We start from the raw sequence: 15,981 nt of genomic DNA, 5'->3' as shown, positions 1-15,981 counted from the left end.
GGATGCATGCATCATCATCGGCCATTCTCCTGGGGCTCTGGCTCGTTGCAGGCGCATCGACAGCGCAGGGAGCTACGGCCTCGGGTGAAGGGGCTCGGCGCATCGAGCTGGAGCCGAATGTGTCCGGAGCGTCGGTTGAGGTGGCCGTAAGCCCAGGCTTGTCCACGGTTCTACTCTTCGACTCTGAACTGGTGCTGGAAGGCACCGAGTTTGAGGGGCGGGATTTCTTCTCGAACGTAGATTCAGGGCGAACGACGATGCGGTTGGTCCCATCGGCGCGCGTGAGTCCAGGCGAGAAGTTCCGCGTGGCGGTGAGGTTTCGCGACGGAGCGGCACCCGTCGGCGCTTCATTCTTGCTCGTGGTTCATCCCGCGCGTGCTGACGCACTCGTTGAGGTGTACCGAAACAAGAGAACGGTCGAGTCGTACCAGGAAGAAACGAGGGAAGCTCGGGCGGAGACCTTGCGCTGTCAGGACGAGAATGCGCGCATCAAGTCAGAGCATGGCGCCCCGGGAGGGCTGGCGGGACTGCTCGCGGTGGGCAGTGTTGACGTCGGCGGTCTGGCCGGGCGGATTGTGACCAAGTCGGTTACCTCGGGTCCGAAGAACGCCCTTGCCGCAGACAAGATTCACACCTACCGCTCGACGAATCGAGTGGCGCTGGAGATTTGGCTGACCGCTCAGCGCAGTGAAGCGCCGTGGGTGGCGAGTGGCGCGGCACTTCGCAGCAGCACTGGGATTGAAGTGAAGGTGCTTCGCGTATGGCAGGTCGCGCCCGTCACGTTAGGCGAACCACGGCGAGTGGTGGTTGAAGCCGAGGCCCCTGCCGATGCCTCCCGAGGGAGCTACTCACTCAAGCTGTGGGAGGATGCCGGGCCGCGTACCGTGACCCTCAGCGGTGTGACGTTCCCATAGGGGATGGCTGGATCCGGTGGAGCTGGGCACCGATGAATGCGATCCGCGCATGCTGTGGGAGGCTGATGGGGCGCGCACGGTGACGATTGGTAATGTGGCCTTCCCGTAGGTCGCGACTGAACCGGGTGGAGGTGGCCCCCATGAAGGCACCCTTCCCATGTTGCACGTATGTCGCACGAGCCTGCGGAATGGACTGGAACAGGTCGGGACGAGATGGGACGCGGAGGGATACCGAAGTTGAGTCGTTCCGGACGGTTACGAGGTAAGGGCGCGATTCTGCTGGGTTTTCGCACCGTCCATACGAGGGTTCGATTCCCTCCGCCTCCACAGTGAGAAGCCCAGCAATCCAGTACGGGTTGCTGGGCTTTTTCTTGGGCTGCGTGGCCGCCTGCTCCTCCTGGACGACCGCGAGCGGGACACCCCTCATGGGAAGGTGACTGCGGCAAGTCGTGCCCGCCGCTGCGCCCCTTCTCGCGGCGGGTGCCCGGAGCGCGCGCTGGGGTGGCCGGTTCATCAGGCCATCGGTGCGCGGCTGTCCGTCGTCCTCGCGGACGCGGAGACGCCACACAAGTACTGATGTTTCCTGGGTGTGTATGGATGGAAGGCGGATTCCCGCGCTCCTGTCAGTCCGCTGTCTCAATCCCGCGCGACTGCCGCGCAACAACAGCTTGGACCGCGGGAGCACGTGTGCGCCCCGGGCCAGACAGCGTGGCGGAAATGATTGGGATAGGCTGGGGCGATGGCCGTTCCCGCCCACTATCACGCCCGTGCCGCGTTGGAAGCGGACCTGCACGTTCAAGTCGAGGTCGACCGTGTCGTGCTGCCGTCTCCCACGCCGGGCGAGGCGGTGGTGGAAGGGCGGGTCGCGCGGGTGTTCCGTGGCGACCCCGCCTTGCTCTCCTCGCGCATCAGCTTCGAGGTGAGTTGCCTCAGGGACGGGGACCTGGTGCCGCCGAGCGGGATCGACTGGAAGCATGTCGATACCTTGGCGGAGGCGACCGTCATCGAGGTGTATCTCAACAGGTGGGAGGGCGGTTACGCGGTGGCTTTCAGTCAATCCTATCTGCTCGATGCCGTGACGGATGCGCCGCGATATCCCTTCACCGAGGAGGACGCGCGGGAGCCGGCAGTGCCTCCCATGAACTGGAGGGAGCGCCTGGAGTTGGTGGCTCTCGTTGGGGGGATGATCCTGTTTCTGGGCGGGGGGCTTGCCGGGTTCGTCTACGCCTTCCGGGCCTTGCTCCAGTAAACGCTGCCCCCTCGTCCACACGCCCGGCGCTGTCTGACGCGATGCCGCTCCCTGGATGCCGCAGCTCACGGGGACGCGCTCGCCTCCACGTCCGAGAGAGCGAAGTCATCCATGGTGAGCGTGCCGACCCGGTCGATGGACAATCCCACGCTGAGGGCCCGGGCCGCGGAAGGGGCGGGCGGTGTCGTCCACTCGGCGAAGGTGTAGCTGGTGCGCGCGGGCAGCAGGGGACCCTGGGCCCAGTATTCCCACGCACCCGCGCTGGTCCGGTAGTACGCCTTGAACCTGACCGACGTGGTGGCCTTGTACCAGGCGGAGATGCGGTAGTGATGCCCCGTCGCCGGAGTGGGCGTGCACGTGCTGTCGTCCTGCCGGGTGATGAGCTTGCGGTCGCCGCTGGAGATGGCGGTGATGCGCACCTGCTGGGCCCAGCTCCCCCCATGCGCGTCCGACGTCCGCGTCCATGTGAATGTGTTGGAGCCGAAGCCGCCGCGCTGCCAGCAGTCCGGTGTCCCGTCCCCGTTGAGGTCCGTTTCGAGCGACGGGTTCCGCAAGAGCTGCGTGGGTGGCCAGCTCACGGGTGGCTTCAGCACGCCGCCGATGACCGCGTCCATGGTGGCCACGGTGGTGCCCCGCGAGACGCGAGGGGCCAGCCAGTCCAGGAATGACGTCAGGAGGGTGGGCGAGATGGAGTAGGTCTGCGGTGGATTGCACGGCCCGCAGATGTGGTGGAAGACGATGGGCACCCAGCCGCCCCCCGACTCCTCCGCGCGCAGGACGTAGTTCTTCAGGTCCGTGAGCGTGGTGGTGGTTTGCACGGAGCCATGGGTCCGGATGGCGTAGGGGTCCGAGGGTGGCACGGGCTCGGCGGCCGGGCTGCTGCCGCTCGAGGAGGTGCGCAGTCCGCCGCTTTCCCGTGCGGAGTTGTAATTGCAATCCATGACAATCTGTCGCGTGGTCGAGTCCTTGTCGCCGAAGGGGTAGGCGAACGAAGTGACGCGGAAGCCGGCGTTCAACAGGGCCACCCGGTCGTTGCAGATTTCCCGGCGCTGTTCATCGGCCGAAAGCTCGGTGAGGTGCGGGTGTGTCAGCGTGTGCCCGCCAATCTCGTGCCCGGCGTCCCGGAGTGCCTGCACCTGGGCGAGCGTAAGGCGGCCGGACAGTCCCATCCGGGTGCTGTGGACGTAGAAGGTGCCACGCATTCCACGGGCCTCCATGAGGGCGGCCCCCGTGGTCTGGGTTGCCAGGCAGTCATCGAAGTTCAGCGAGACGATGACCTGACCGGGCAGAAGGGCTCGGGTTGTGCCCATGGTTTCCATGAAGGGTGCTGCTCCCGTGCGCGCGCAGCCGAGGATGGACATCCGCACCGTGCGCGCACGAGTCTTCGGCGCGAAGGCCTCCCTTGAAACCATGTGCACGGCCGTCGCCTCACGTGGGCCTGGTGGCCCGGGGGCCGAGGGAGGAGCGGCGTGCCGCGCTCTTCTGGTGACAGTCCGGCGCGCCGAGCTTCTGGCGGGGCGTTGGGGCGAGCTCGGCGGAGGCTCCAGCGGGCTGCGCCTCAATTCAGGGAATCGGGCAGGTCGTCTTCGTCAAGCCAATCGCGACCAGGGTCCTGTTGTCAGGCATTCCGTAGATGGCGCCGTCGTTGGCACCCAGGATGGGGAAGGACAGGAGAGCGTTTCCCCATCGGTGGTTGTGTTGCAATCGAGGTCAGCCTGCTGCCCTGCGCGTGTTGCGATTCCATGTGCTTGTGTCGCTCAGGGCGCCAGGTCGGCTCCCGGGCGTGCGAGATAGGCTACCGCCTCCACTGCTCCAAGCTGGCCTGGAGGGCTCTTGAGCGCGGCCATGAAGGGGCCTTCCCACGCGTTCGTGTCATGGACGAGCCCCTCGCGAATGAAGTGCTGAAAGGTCTCCAGGCTGGGATGGGACATCTCGAGCCGGCACATGGAACCGCGGCACTCCATGGACACAAAGCGCGCCCCGTGGGGAAGCTGGGCGCGAAGTCGCTCCGCGCGCCGCGTGGCCTCCTGACTCCAGGCCAGGTCCACCCTCTCGTTGAAGAATCGGGAATCCAGTCGTGCGACTGCCTCTTCTGGAGTCACCTCCTGGGGACGCACTGCCTCGCTCTCCGAATGGGTGTCTGTCTCGGACGGACTGATGGCTTCGGACTCTCGTACCGGAGCGGTGGGCGCAGCCCACGTTGTTCGAGGACGTGGCGCCATGGGCGGAGACGTTCACTGTCTTGTTGCCGTGGGTGCTCAATGGCAGGGGGGATGTTGTAGCCCTTTCGGGTCGTGCAGCCATTCGCTTGAGCTGACTTTTCATGCGCCTCTCTCTTTCAGTGGGGTTGTGAGGTTCAGCGGGCCCCTCCTGATTTAAAGTGGATAATCGTGTAATTCGCTAAAATAAGGGATGCCCCATGGGGCGCGATTCGGGAGGTCCGATGGTCGATGGCAGCCTTCGAAGTTCTCAGGTTCGTGCACTGGTTCGTCTGGTCAATGAGGCGCGTGAGCTGACAGAGGGGCGGCAGACGCGTGTGCGGCATCTGCTCTCTGGTGTGTTCCGCATCCTGGGGGCGGAGGCGGGGGCCTTCGTCCTGGAGCGCGACTTCAGGCCGGGAGGGCACGGAGAATTCACGGCCATCGTCCTGGAAGGGTGGGAAGGCAGCGCGCTGCCAGCGCTCGAGGCGCTCCAGCGGATGGGCAGCGACAGCAATCCGGCCATCCGCTCATTGATGGAGCGTCCGTCGATTCCAGGCGCCGTCATCACCGCGATGAGGCAGGAACTCGTCGGGGACCGGACCTGGTACGACGCGCCCTACGTCGAGCACTTCCTCTACCCGTCAGGCCTCGATGACTCGGTGTATTCGAGTCGGTGGTCCAGGCTCCCCGGCGTGGTGCAGTGCATCGGGGTCTACCGTGGGCGAGGCAGGCATCCCTTCGATGCCGCGGACCGCGAGCTGCTCCACCTGTTCCACACGGAGTGGGGGACCCTCCTCGGCGCACCAGGAATCACGGGGGATGGGGCCTACGGCATCAGGCTCTCTCGGCGAGAACGCCAGACGCTGGAGCTGCTCCTGGCCGGGCTTGGTGACAAGCAAATCGCGGCTCAGCTCGGTATCAGCCGCTTCACCGTGAATCAGTACACGAAATCCATCTACCGGCGCTTCGAGGTCAATTCGCGGGTGGCGCTCATCGTGAGGCTGCTTGGTGGCGACGTGAGGGACACGCCGGAGGCACGCGGCGACCGCTGTTGATTGTATGGATGTGTCGGGTATCGCGGAGGGCCACGGGACGATGGTCCGTGGCCCCTCGCTGGGCCTCCGAGGCGCTCAGCCGCCCTCGGAGGTTCCGCCGCCGTTGGTGCAGGTGTAGCAACTGGGCTCGATGCCACACCAGCCCGTGCCGCGCGTGCTGGAGCAGGAGGGGCCGCACGCGTAGCAGCTCGGCTCCGTGCCGCACCAGTTCTGGCCCCGCGTGGATTCACAGGACAGGGGGCAGAGGTAGCAGTTGGGCTCGCCGCCGCACCACTCAGGGCCTCGGTTGACGGAGCAGTGGACCGGGCACGAGTAGCAGTTGGGCTCGGTCCCGCACCATCCACCGCCGCGCGTGGTCGAGCACACCTTGGTGTTGTGGGGGATGGGCGAGGTCGAGGGGAGCTTGCTGCAGAATGGCTCGAAGCCGACATAGCCCGAGCCGCGCGTGTAGTAGCAGGACACGCCCCACGCCGGCTGACAGCCCCAGGTGGCGTCCCACTCCTGGCCGGCCGGACAGTTGTGGACGCTGTAGCTCGCTTCGCCCATGGCGGAGCCCTCGAAGAACTCGTCCTGCTGCGTCCAGGACTCCGAGCTTTCCGCTTCCAGCCCCATGCAGGCAGCCGTGAGCGCGCCCAGCGTGAGCGCGAGACACGTGGTGAGGATGTGCCGCCAGGGATGACTGGAGATGGATTTCATGCGCGGAACTCCCGGAGAGTGGGCTCAGTCTCTCTGGGAGTGTGCCTGGATGACAAGAGGGAATCCGAGGCCCAAGCGCAATCCTGTTGCGACATGGCACTTTGGGCCGTCCTCAAGGGAAAGCCCCCATGGCGGTGTGCCACGGGGGCTTCGTTGCTCCGACAGAGGAACGCTGAAATACCTCACTGCTGGCTGGAGGCCTTGTCCACGCCGGACAAACTCTTCCAGTCGTTGATGCTCTTCGTCTCCTTCCCTTCGGACTTGAAGTTGCCGTTGGGCGCGTAGCGGTTGTTGTCCATCCGCAGCCCCGGGCGCTTGTTGCCGAGGCGCACGAGGTTCGCCGTGCGGACGGTATTTCCCTGCACCAGCACGTCCTTGCTGGGGGCTCCGTTGTTGGACCCCAGCCCGAGCATCATCCCGTATCCGGCCGTGCCCTCGACGGTGTTGCCTTCAATCTGGACGCCCTGGGCGTTCTCCACGCGGATGCCCGTGCCATCACTGCCTCCGGCCTTGGAGATGCCGTTGATGCGATTGCCACGAACCACGATGTTCTTCGGGTCAGGCCCCTCCTTCATGCCGCCGACCGAGATGCCCCGGCCCGCGTCGGAGATGCCATTCTTCTCGACGCGCACGTTGCTGGCCGAGTAGTGGACGACGACCGCCTCGCCTGCGGAGGAGCGGGACTTGCGGAAGCCGTGCATCCGGTTGCCGACCACCGTGACGTTGCGGCAGGTCTTGATGTCGACCGCGTTCTCGCGGGTGTGGTGGAGGTGGTTGTTCTCGATGCGGACCCCGTCGGCGGGCGCCTGATTGCGGTTGTCCGGCTTGAGGCACTGCACTCCATCCGCCGAGGTGTCATGGATGTCATTCCCGCGAATGGTGATGTTCCGCGACGTGGCCTGCACCACCACTCCGTGCGAGTCGCCCCCGCCCGTCTTGCGGAAGTCGTGGATGTGATTGCCCTCGATGAGCACTCCCCGCGCCCCCAGGGCGGTGCTGACGCCGGCGCCCAGCGCGCCACCGTGCAGTGTCGAGCGAAGCAACGCGGAGCCTTGGGTGTCCCGCTCGAACGCGACCGCGAAGCGCTTCTGCTTGCGCACGTCCACGTCGAAGCCTTCGACGCGCCAGTAGGGGCGCCGCAGCTGGACGAGGGTGCCGCGCTCGCCGCCAGGGACGATGCGCACGCGGCCCTCTCCCACCAGGCGGATGGGAGCGCCGGGCTGGCCTCCGCGCACGGGGCCATCGATGACGATGTTCCCTGGGTACTCGCCTGCCTGCACCCGGATGACATCCCCGGGTTGGGCGGAGGTCAGCGCGCGACGGATGGTGCGGAAAGGCGCCTGCTTCGAGCCCGCCTGTTTGTCGTTACCGGCCTTGCTGACGTGCCATTCCTTCCGTGGGCCCCCTGCGGCCGTCATGGCCGAACTCGTCGAGGCCATGGCGGTTGGCGCACTCGCCGCCACCGCCGGCTGGGCGGGAGCGGGAGCCGGTGTCGCCGGCCGCGGTGCCTGGGATGAGGTGGCGGTTGGCGACCCCTTGGCTTGAGGCACCTGGGGCGGTGGTCCTTCCTTCACGAAGGCCTGAGGAGACTCGACGGGCATCGTCGCTTCCGGCGCCACGGGCTCGGGTGGCACCTGGACCGCCTGATTTGGCGCGGCCTCGGGATGAATCGTCGGAGCGTCCATCTCCCCCACGACCTCTCCTGTCGCAGGGGCGACTGGCTCCGACCCACTTCCACCCATCGCCTCTCCCGAATCATCCGGAATGGCAGGCTGCGCTTCCTGAGGGACGACGGGAACGGTCTGCTCTCCCATTACCGGGCCCGAATCATCTGGAATGGCGGGCTGCGCTTCCTGCGGGACGACGGGAGCGGTCTGCTCGCCCATCACCGCTCCCGAGTCATCGGGAATGGCGGGCTGCGCTTCCTGCGGGACGACGGGAGCGGTCTGCTCGCCCATCACCGCTCCCGAGTCATCGGGAATGGTGGGCTGCGTTTCCTGCGGCACGGCCTGCGCGTCCATGCCACTGCCTCCCACGGCTTCCTGCCCTGAATCGATGGGACTCGGGAGCGACTCGGCTTCGGGCGGAGCCGCCGGGACTGTCTCGGCACCACCGCCTTCCGCTACCGAAGGCTCACTGGCGACGGGTGCTTCGGGCACCGGGGCCGCCTGCTGCACGGGCGGTGGCGCTTCCGCCTGTGGCTCTACCGGCTGCGCCTGCTGCACGGGCGGTGGCGCTTCCGCCTGTGGCTGCTGCTCCTGGGCAAAGGCGCCATACCCGCAGAGCCCCGCTGTGAGGGCCACGAGTCCGCCAATACGTCTGAACACACCAAACATTGCTTTCCCCCCTGAGTGGCATTGGAAACTTCTGGAGCCTCTCGATGAGGGGAGTTCGCTCCGGAGGAGATGTGAGCGAGTGGGGACCGGCCATTCACCCGCCACCCGCCAGGCAGCTCGGATCAGGTGCGTGGCAAGGAGCCTGGGACGACGTCGGACACGGAACCCTGGCCGAACTGGCCCCATGGGTTGTCTCTCCGACGAAACACCTGCTCGTCGACGGAAGGAACCGGCCGGTTCACATCAACCAGGTTGATGCCTGCTTGCGTAATGCCGCGTGGACATCGGTGTCTCCGAGGCCACAGCCATGCATCACCCACCATCCCGTTCCACCGTCCCGCACTCACGCCACACCTTCCGGTGGCTCACCGCCTCGCGGCTCGCGGGCGTCAGCCTGCTCCTCGCGAGCCTGGGCTCCGCCTCCGCGGCGTCTCCCCACTCCGAACGCGGCGGGCTCCACACCACGCCCCTGGCCGACCAACCCTCCACGACGTCCGCATCGCTCGACCCGCGCCGCTCGCTCGCCATCACCGACTTCGCGACCGTCTCCACCATCACCCTCCGGATGGTGATGAACCAGCTGGTCCAACAGGCCGGGAGCACGGGCTTCACCGCCGAGCAGCTCTACCGCCAGCTCTGGGACACCCAGAATCCCGCGCCGGGTGAGGCCGACCTCCCAGGCGGAGCGCACTGCAGCGACAACATCTTCACGCTCAATGGGGCGCCCTATCACTGCCGTCAGTCCGAGGGGAGGGAGGCGGTCCTCGGCAACGGGTCCGTCCTGGACCGCTACAACCTCATTGGCCTCTTCAACCGCTTCGACCTGGCCCCTCCCGATGGCGCCAACTGCGGCCAATACCGCATGGTCTTCGCCCACCCGCCCCCCGACCGCAACCTGGTCATCTTCGAGGCCGTCCTTCCCAACCCCCGCCGCGAGCTGGGTCTGGAGGGCTGCCGCCCCATCGCCCAGACCTGGGCGAGCTTCTCCACCCTCACGGACCCCGTCGCCCGCCGCGCCCGCGTGAAGTCCTTCTTCCTGGAGGCCAGCAGCCCCGGCCATGTCCCCGTCGTCCACGCCAATCACTACGGCAACAACCCTCTGGGCGAGGGACAGGTTCGCACCAACCAGTTCATCCAGCAGGGGCCGCCGGCCCCGTGGATGCTCCACGAGTTCAAGCTCAAGCGGCAGTGTGGCCCCACCGGCTGCACCCTGCGCTTCGTGCCCGTCACCGTGAAAGCCAACCCGCGCGGCGACTTCTTCAACATCTTCAACACGGAGCCGCTCGCGGTGAGCTTCCGCGAGTACTTCATCACCCAGGTGGCGAGCCTCGCGGTCGATGACATCAACCGCTTCAACTATGAGGTCCCCGACATCTACAATGACGCCGAGAGCGACTCGGAGTCGTTCAACGCCTCGGACAACTACCTCAACGAGTTCCTCTTCGGTCCTCCCGAAAACCGCTTCGCCACCGCCATCGCCGCGGAGCTCCAGCGCATCGGTAGCCCGCTGAGTCCCGAGCAGGTCGTCTCGCGCGCCCAGGCGCTGTCCTGTGCCGGCTGCCACAACCGCAGCAGCTTCGCGGACCTGGGAGGCGCCATCGGCACCTTCCCCCCCATCCGAACGTCCTTCGTCCACACCAACGAAGTTCCGGACCCCACCGCCCCACCCGACGAGCCGCGCTTCCTCCTCTCCAATCTGCTGACGGGAACCTTCCTCCCTTTCCGCCAACAGATTCTGGGCGGCTTCCTGGACACCCCCGCCCTCGGCGCACTCCAGCGCGATTCCAACGGAAGGATTCCCACCGTGGTCGCCGGACAGCCCTTCAACGCCTCCGTCTCCGTCACCAACACCGGCACCACGCTCTGGAGCGCGGCCAATGGCACGCACGGCGTCTCGCTCGACGGGGCGCAGAGCCTGGTGCTCGCTCCAGGCGACGCCATCCTCCTGGGCCAGCACAAGACGTTCACCGTCACGCCCACCGCGCCCCTGACGCCAGGACCCTTCACCTACCGGTGGAGGATGCATCGAAACGGCGCGGCGTTCGGCCCCGAGCTGACCCTCTCCGTCAACGTGAAGTCCCCCGCGTTCGCCTCGGAGCTCGTGGAGCAGACCCTGGTTCCCGCCACCGTGGCCCCAGGGGAGAGCTTCCAGTTCTCCGTCCGGATGAAGAACTGGGGCACCAAAAGCTGGAGCGCCCAGACGCCCGTCGAGCTCGGCTCCCAGAACCCGGTGGACAACCTGTTCTGGGGAGTGGCCCGAGTCCCGCTGCTGCCCTACGAAGTCGTGGACCCGGGCGAGGACACCACCTTCCTCTTCACCGCCGTCGCCCCCCCGCTGACGGGGACCTACCTGTTCGAGTGGCGACTCATGCAGGGCAATCAACCGTTCGGGCAGAGCACGCTCCCGCTCACCATCAGCGTCATGCCGCCGCTCTCGTGCGATAGCTGCACCTTCGGATACGACTGCCCCCACTCCTGCCCGCCGCCCATCGAGTAGCCCACGGCGCGTCCAAGGCCTCGGAGGGTGGGGGCTCGCGTCACGAAGCGCCAGGGGTCCGCCCTCGAACATGCGTTGTTCGAGTGCGGGCCCGGCCGAACATCCGAGAGTTCAAGTCACCACTTGATTCCAGACATGCGCGAGTGGCGGACCGCCGCGCTCACCAGAGCTGGAAGGGCTCGCTCCGCTCTCCGGTGATGCCGTTGCCCAGGGCGCCATAGGCATTGTGGCCCCAGCCCCACACCGTCCCATCCGCGGTTCGCGCCAGGGTGTGGCCGCTTCGCGCGGACGCGGCGACGATGCCCGTGGGCCCTGGCATCGGGACGGGAACGAAGCGCCGGGAAATCGTCCCGTCCTCCGTGGACTGTGTGCCCCAGACCCAGAGCGTCCCATCCGCCTTGATGGCCACGGACATCGGTCCCGCCGCCACGCTCACCACGCCCGTGAGGCCCACGACGGGGCCCGCGACGAGTCGCGGCGTCGTGCCGCCATCCCCCAGGGTGCCGTTCTGGTTGGAGCCCCAGGCCCACACCGTCCCGTCGGCCTTCCTGGCCAGCGAATGGCTGCGTCCCGCGGATATCGCCTGCGCGCCGGAGAGGCCGGACACCTGGACGGGACTCGAGCTGAACGTGGTACTGCCATCTCCCAACTGACCATTGAAGTTGTAACCCCAGCTCCACACGGTGCCATCCGCCTTCAGCGCGAGGGAGAACTCGTTCCCCGCGGACACCGCCACCACGCTCGACATCCCCAGCACCTGCACGGGCAGTTGCCGTTGGGTTCGCGTCCCATCCCCCAACTGGCCCGCGCCATTGAAGCCCCAGCTCCACACAGTCCCATCCTGCTTCAACGCCAGGGAATGGGTGCTGTTCGCCGCGATGGCCTTCACGCTCACGAGCCCCACGACCGGCGTTGGCAGCGGGCTCGAGGTGGTGGTCCCATTCCCCAGTTGGCCCAGGTGATTGGCGCCCCAGCCCCACACCGTCCCATCCGTCCTCAGCGCCAGCGAGTGCGAGTTGCCCGCGGCCACCGCCACCACGCCGTCGAGCCCCGACACCTGCACCGGCGAGGCTTGAAGCGCCGTGGTTCCATCACCCAACTGACCTGAGCTATTGGCGCCCCAGGTCAGCACCGTCCCATCGCTCCTCACGGCCAACGAGTAGAAATCTCCCACGGTGACCTCCCGAAGATGGGGAGGCAGCGTCGTCGTCGGACCGAAGTAGGTCGCGATGCCGAGCCCGAGCTGGCCAGAGCTGTTGGAACCCCATGCCCAGAGCGTCCCATCCGGCTTGAGCCCCAGCGCGTGCAGGGTGCCCAGGCTCACGGTCGTCATTCCATCCAGGGACGCCGCCCTCACGGGGGTCCGCTGACCCGAGCCCCACTTCCAGAACGTGCCGTCCGCCTTCCGCGCCACCGAGTCGTCGTTCCCCGACTCCACGGCCACCACCCCCGTCAGCCCCACCACCTGGACGGCCAGGCGCCGCTGCGTGATGGTGCCATCGCCGAGCTGGCCCGAGCCATTGGAGCCCCAGGCCCACACCGTGCCGTCGCTCTTGAGCGCCAGGACATGGTCATACCCACCGGACAAGGCCACCACCCCCGTGAGCCCCACCAACTGCGCGGGTGTCCTCTGCAACGGATAGACGTTGCCGACGAAGCCCCAGAACCACACCGTGCCATCGCTCTTGAGCGCCACTGACCGGTTGCTTGTCGTGGCCACGGCCACCACCCCAGACAGCCCCGCCACCTGCGCGGGCACCGAACGCGCCGTGGACGTCCCATCGCCCAACTGCCCCTGTGAATTGGCTCCCCAGCTCCACACCGTCCCGTCCGACTTCACCACCAGGGAATGGCCCGACGCCGACGCGCTGACCACCTGGGTGAGCCCTGGCACCTGGACGGGGCTCGTGCGGGACACCGTGGTTCCGTCCCCGAGCTGGCCCGCGCCATTGGCGCCCCAGGCCCACAGGGTGCCATCGCCCTTGATGGCCAGCAGATGACCCGAGCCGCACACGCTCACCACGCCGGTCAGCCCTGTCACGCGCGTGGGCACCGGGCTCAGGGTGGGAATGTCATCCCCCGACTCCCCCAGCCGATCCGAACCCCAGGTCCAGACCGTCCCTCCGTCCCGGACGACCACTGAGTAGTACCCACCCGCGAAGATGGACTCGATGCGAGACAGGCTCAGCACTCGCTTGGGCACCAGCGCCAACAGCGTGCTCCCATCGCCCACCTGTCCCTCGCTGTTGCCACCCCACGCCCACGTCTCTCCATTGGCCTTCATCGCCACGGTGTGCTGGCCACCGCCCGCCGTGATTCCCATCACTCCGCTCAGGCCCCCCAACGCCACGGGCAGCAGGCGCGACACCGTGGTGCCATCCCCCAACTGCGCACGCGTGTTGCTACCCCACGTCCAGACCGTCCCATCCACACCCAGGGCCGCGGAGTGCTGTCCGCCCCCCACCACCGCGGTGAGGCGGGCCAGGCCGGACACAGCGACGGCCACGGGCACGTGGCGCGAGGTCGTGGTGCCGTCCCCCAACTGACCGAAGGCGTTGCTGCCCCACGCCCACGACGTGCCATCCACCTTGAGGGCCAGCGAGTGTGAGCCACCGCCCGAGACGGCCGTCACATCCGCCACTCCCGCGACGAGCGCGGGCACGTGGCGCGACGTCGTGGTGCCATCCCCCAACTGCCCGTCCGCGTTTCCTCCCCAGGCCCACACCGTGCCGTCCGACTTCAATGCGAGGGAGTGCGCATTGCCCGCGGCGATGGCCTTCACCCCTCCGAGTCCCTGCACCTGCGCCGGCACCGGCTGGTTCGCTGTCAGCCCATTGCCGAGCTGCCCCGTGGCGTTGTTGCCCCACGCCCACATCGTGCCGTCCCACTTCACCGCCAGCGAGTGGGAGAAGCCCGCCGCGATGCCCATCACGCCCGTCAGCCCAGGCACGCGCACGGGCACCGCTCGGGAGGTGGTCGTCCCGTCCCCCAACTGGCCCCGGTCGTTGAAGCCCCAGGCCCACACCGTGCCGTCCGCCTTCAGGGCCAGCGAGTGCAGCTCCCCCGTGGCCACGGCGGCGACGTCATTCAGCCCCCAGACCCAGGCGGGCCTCGACGCCGAGCGTGTGGTGCCGTTGCCCAACTGCCCATGTGTATTGCTGCCCCAGGCCCACACCGTGCCGTCGGAGCGCAGCGCGAGCGTGTGCAGCCGCCCGGCGGCCACCGTCCCTTGACCCAACGTCCCCTCCGCGGAGTGGACGACCCCGGGACGCTCGTCCCACTCGCGTCCCTCTTCGGCGGGGCCCGCCGAGCACCCCGTGCCCCACGCGAACCACGCACACACCGCGAGCCACCCGAGCCGGCCGGCGCTTGTCGAACTGCTCTTCATGCATGTCCCTCTGAAGGGGCGCCCTCCAGGGGAAGGCGCCTCCGTTCCTGACGACGAGATGACCGAGGGCGGGCGGGAGACCCGGGCAACGACAGACGCCAGGTCGAGGAGGAACGAGTCACGTCACGCGCGCGGCGATGCGCAGCCTATGCGCCATGACAGACGTTGTAGAGGCAGGGTCATTTCCACCCTGCACGTCGTCATCCATGCATGCCGCGGAGGGATGGAGCAGGGCGAACGGTCCGGAACATCCGGATGCCGTAGTGGAGCAGCACGGAGGCGATGATGAGGACCAGGCAGAACCGGACCGTCCGGTCGCTCACCTCCGTGCGGAAGACCGGGCCATCCAGGACGGTCCATGCCATCACCGCGCACGTGAGCAAACTCAGTCCCGTCTCAAGGCGCCGCATGCCCGTGGACCACCGCCCGCTCACGATGACGGCGAGCCACATGGGGACATTGATCAGGAGGAGCACGAGCAACCAGGGCGCCTGGCGCTGACGGAAACCGTCGGCGTAGGTGAGCGCCTCGTACGCCGCGGGAGCTGCCCGGCCCCCGAAGCAGATGTCCAGCACCCAGGTCGGCTCGAGGAGCACGAACACTCCGCTCAGGACGCCGACGATGCCCAGGACCATGGCCGCGCGGCCTCCCTGGATTCGATCCTCCGCACGCGGCTTCCACTTCGACGTGTCAGGCCACCGGCGGCGGACCCAGGCAGCGCCGCCGTAGCCCACGACCAGCAATCCAGGCCACCACAAGGACCCCACCACCGTGTGCACCCACCACTGACCGAGCGCCTGGGGCACCCCCCTCCCAGTCTGGAGGGGTTGCCACAGGTGCGTCAGCAAGCCGGCGCACCAGATGAGGGCCAGTCCGATGACGGTCGCCCGCAGGAAGCCGCGCGCATCCGCTGGGTCGATGATGGTCAGCGGGGGGCGGTAGCGCGCCGCCACGACCTCCGGATGACCGAAGGAATGCAGCAGCTCCGTGGCCATGGCCGCATCGGCGTCGCGTCCATCCGCCAGGGCCCTGGCCTGAAGCTCCTCGGTGAGCAATGCACGCAGTTCGAACGCCACATCGTCGCGTTGCTTGCGTGGCAATCGCACGGCGACATCGGTGATGTAGGACTCAAGCACGTCATTCGCGTTCATTGCCCCTCCTTCAGGAGTTTCTCCATGGCGTCATTCATGCCCTGCCAGGCGTCGGTGAGCTTCTTGAGCAGCTTCCGGCCGTCCGCGTTCAGCGCGTAGTAGCGCCGCGGTGGCCCGTCTTCGATCCTCCACTCGCTCTGCAGGACACCCTGCGTCTCCAGACGCCGCAGCAAGGGGTACAGCGTGCCCTCTTCAATCGGCATTCCCTTGTCCGCCAATGCCTGTCGCAGCTCGTACCCGTAGCGAGGTGCTCTCAGCTGCGACAGGGTGGCCAACACCACCACTCCACGGCGCAGCTCGAGTTCCAGCTTGCTGAACGACTCCGCCTGACCCATGTGGAACACAGTACTGTGCGGCGCACAGTACCGCAAGGGCACCAGTCCCCGTGGGAGCTGGCGACCTCGTGAGGAAGGGTGCCGAGGGCACGTACCTCCCGGCCAGGTGAATGAAGTTCCCGGGCCTCCGTCAGGAAGGACACAGGGCGAGCGGGCGGC

The 15,981-nt window shown here is 67.4% G+C and carries 11 protein-coding genes; 4 read left to right on the top strand and 7 right to left on the bottom strand.

The genetic code is table 11. The annotated features are described in order from the left end of the window. Positions 1 to 2 precede the first annotated feature (2 nt). Complete coding sequence (locus HUA78_RS35875; RefSeq protein WP_174478238.1) at positions 3 to 914, top strand: DUF2381 family protein; 912 nt, start codon at positions 3 to 5, stop codon at positions 912 to 914. 739 nt (positions 915 to 1,653) lie between these two features. Next, positions 1,654 to 2,163, top strand: a complete 510-nt coding sequence (locus tag HUA78_RS35870) for a hypothetical protein (protein ID WP_174478237.1) — start codon at positions 1,654 to 1,656, stop codon at positions 2,161 to 2,163. Positions 2,164 to 2,228: 65 nt separating this feature from the next. On the opposite strand, the gene HUA78_RS35865 is transcribed toward HUA78_RS35870, so the two are convergent. Both HUA78_RS35865 and HUA78_RS35860 read right to left on the bottom strand, forming a co-directional pair. Beyond that, complete coding sequence (locus tag HUA78_RS35865; RefSeq protein WP_174478236.1) at positions 2,229 to 3,473, bottom strand: polysaccharide deacetylase family protein; 1,245 nt, start codon at positions 3,471 to 3,473, stop codon at positions 2,229 to 2,231. Positions 3,474 to 3,920: 447 nt separating this feature from the next. Further along, the gene (locus HUA78_RS35860; protein WP_174467736.1) at positions 3,921 to 4,280 is read right to left on the bottom strand and encodes a hypothetical protein; all 360 of its coding nucleotides are present in this window, start codon (positions 4,278 to 4,280) and stop codon (positions 3,921 to 3,923) included. 419 nt (positions 4,281 to 4,699) lie between these two features. Here HUA78_RS35860 and HUA78_RS35855 point away from each other — a divergent pair, with 419 nt between their 5' ends. After that, complete coding sequence (locus HUA78_RS35855) at positions 4,700 to 5,419, top strand: response regulator transcription factor (RefSeq protein ID WP_371745741.1); 720 nt, start codon at positions 4,700 to 4,702, stop codon at positions 5,417 to 5,419. Positions 5,420 to 5,494: 75 nt separating this feature from the next. Here HUA78_RS35855 and HUA78_RS35850 read toward each other — a convergent pair whose 3' ends face one another. Both HUA78_RS35850 and HUA78_RS47830 read right to left on the bottom strand, forming a co-directional pair. After that, on the bottom strand, positions 5,495 to 6,115 hold the full coding sequence (locus HUA78_RS35850) for a hypothetical protein (protein ID WP_174463399.1): 621 nt from the start codon (positions 6,113 to 6,115) through the stop codon (positions 5,495 to 5,497). 182 nt (positions 6,116 to 6,297) lie between these two features. After that, positions 6,298 to 8,418 carry a right-handed parallel beta-helix repeat-containing protein gene (locus HUA78_RS47830; RefSeq protein WP_174478235.1) on the bottom strand — a complete coding sequence of 707 codons (2,121 nt, stop codon included), beginning with the start codon at positions 8,416 to 8,418 and terminating at the stop codon, positions 6,298 to 6,300. Positions 8,419 to 8,758: 340 nt separating this feature from the next. Here HUA78_RS47830 and HUA78_RS35840 point away from each other — a divergent pair, with 340 nt between their 5' ends. Continuing rightward, positions 8,759 to 10,948: an NBR1-Ig-like domain-containing protein gene (locus HUA78_RS35840; RefSeq protein WP_174478234.1), complete on the top strand. Its 2,190-nt coding sequence runs from the start codon at positions 8,759 to 8,761 to the stop codon at positions 10,946 to 10,948. A gap of 160 nt (positions 10,949 to 11,108) precedes the next feature. Here HUA78_RS35840 and HUA78_RS35835 read toward each other — a convergent pair whose 3' ends face one another. From HUA78_RS35835 to HUA78_RS35825, 3 genes are all read right to left on the bottom strand, one after another. Then, positions 11,109 to 14,336, bottom strand: a complete 3,228-nt coding sequence (locus HUA78_RS35835) for an RCC1 repeat-containing protein (RefSeq protein WP_174478233.1) — start codon at positions 14,334 to 14,336, stop codon at positions 11,109 to 11,111. Between the two features lie 200 nt (positions 14,337 to 14,536). Beyond that, complete coding sequence (locus HUA78_RS35830; protein ID WP_174478232.1) at positions 14,537 to 15,487, bottom strand: hypothetical protein; 951 nt, start codon at positions 15,485 to 15,487, stop codon at positions 14,537 to 14,539. Further along, entirely contained in the window at positions 15,484 to 15,822 is a 339-nt protein-coding gene (locus HUA78_RS35825; protein WP_174478231.1) for a PadR family transcriptional regulator, read from the bottom strand. Before HUA78_RS35825 ends, HUA78_RS35830 begins: the two co-directional genes overlap by 4 nt. Positions 15,823 to 15,981 lie beyond the last annotated feature (159 nt).

Origin of the sequence: Myxococcus sp. CA033 (genome assembly GCF_013336625.1) — a bacterium.
Lineage (GTDB): Bacteria > Myxococcota > Myxococcia > Myxococcales > Myxococcaceae > Myxococcus > Myxococcus llanfairpwllgwyngyllgogerychwyrndrobwllllantysiliogogogochensis.
The sequence above is the reverse complement of the archived record's forward strand: the minus strand, read 5'-3'. Positions and strand labels throughout refer to the sequence as shown.

Bases quoted from the DNA above. Each gene is read 5' to 3' on its own strand.
- HUA78_RS35825 (WP_174478231.1), bottom strand. From the start codon at position 15,822: ATGGGTCAGGCGGAGTCGTTCAGCAAGCTGGAACTCGAGCTGCGCCGT.
- HUA78_RS35835 (WP_174478233.1), bottom strand. From the start codon at position 14,336: ATGAAGAGCAGTTCGACAAGCGCCGGCCGGCTCGGGTGGCTCGCGGTG.
- HUA78_RS35840 (WP_174478234.1), top strand. From the start codon at position 8,759: ATGCATCACCCACCATCCCGTTCCACCGTCCCGCACTCACGCCACACC.
- HUA78_RS35875 (WP_174478238.1), top strand. From the start codon at position 3: ATGCATGCATCATCATCGGCCATTCTCCTGGGGCTCTGGCTCGTTGCA.
- HUA78_RS35830 (WP_174478232.1), bottom strand. From the start codon at position 15,487: ATGAACGCGAATGACGTGCTTGAGTCCTACATCACCGATGTCGCCGTG.
- HUA78_RS35850 (WP_174463399.1), bottom strand. From the start codon at position 6,115: ATGAAATCCATCTCCAGTCATCCCTGGCGGCACATCCTCACCACGTGT.
- HUA78_RS35865 (WP_174478236.1), bottom strand. From the start codon at position 3,473: ATGGGCACAACCCGAGCCCTTCTGCCCGGTCAGGTCATCGTCTCGCTG.
- HUA78_RS35870 (WP_174478237.1), top strand. From the start codon at position 1,654: ATGGCCGTTCCCGCCCACTATCACGCCCGTGCCGCGTTGGAAGCGGAC.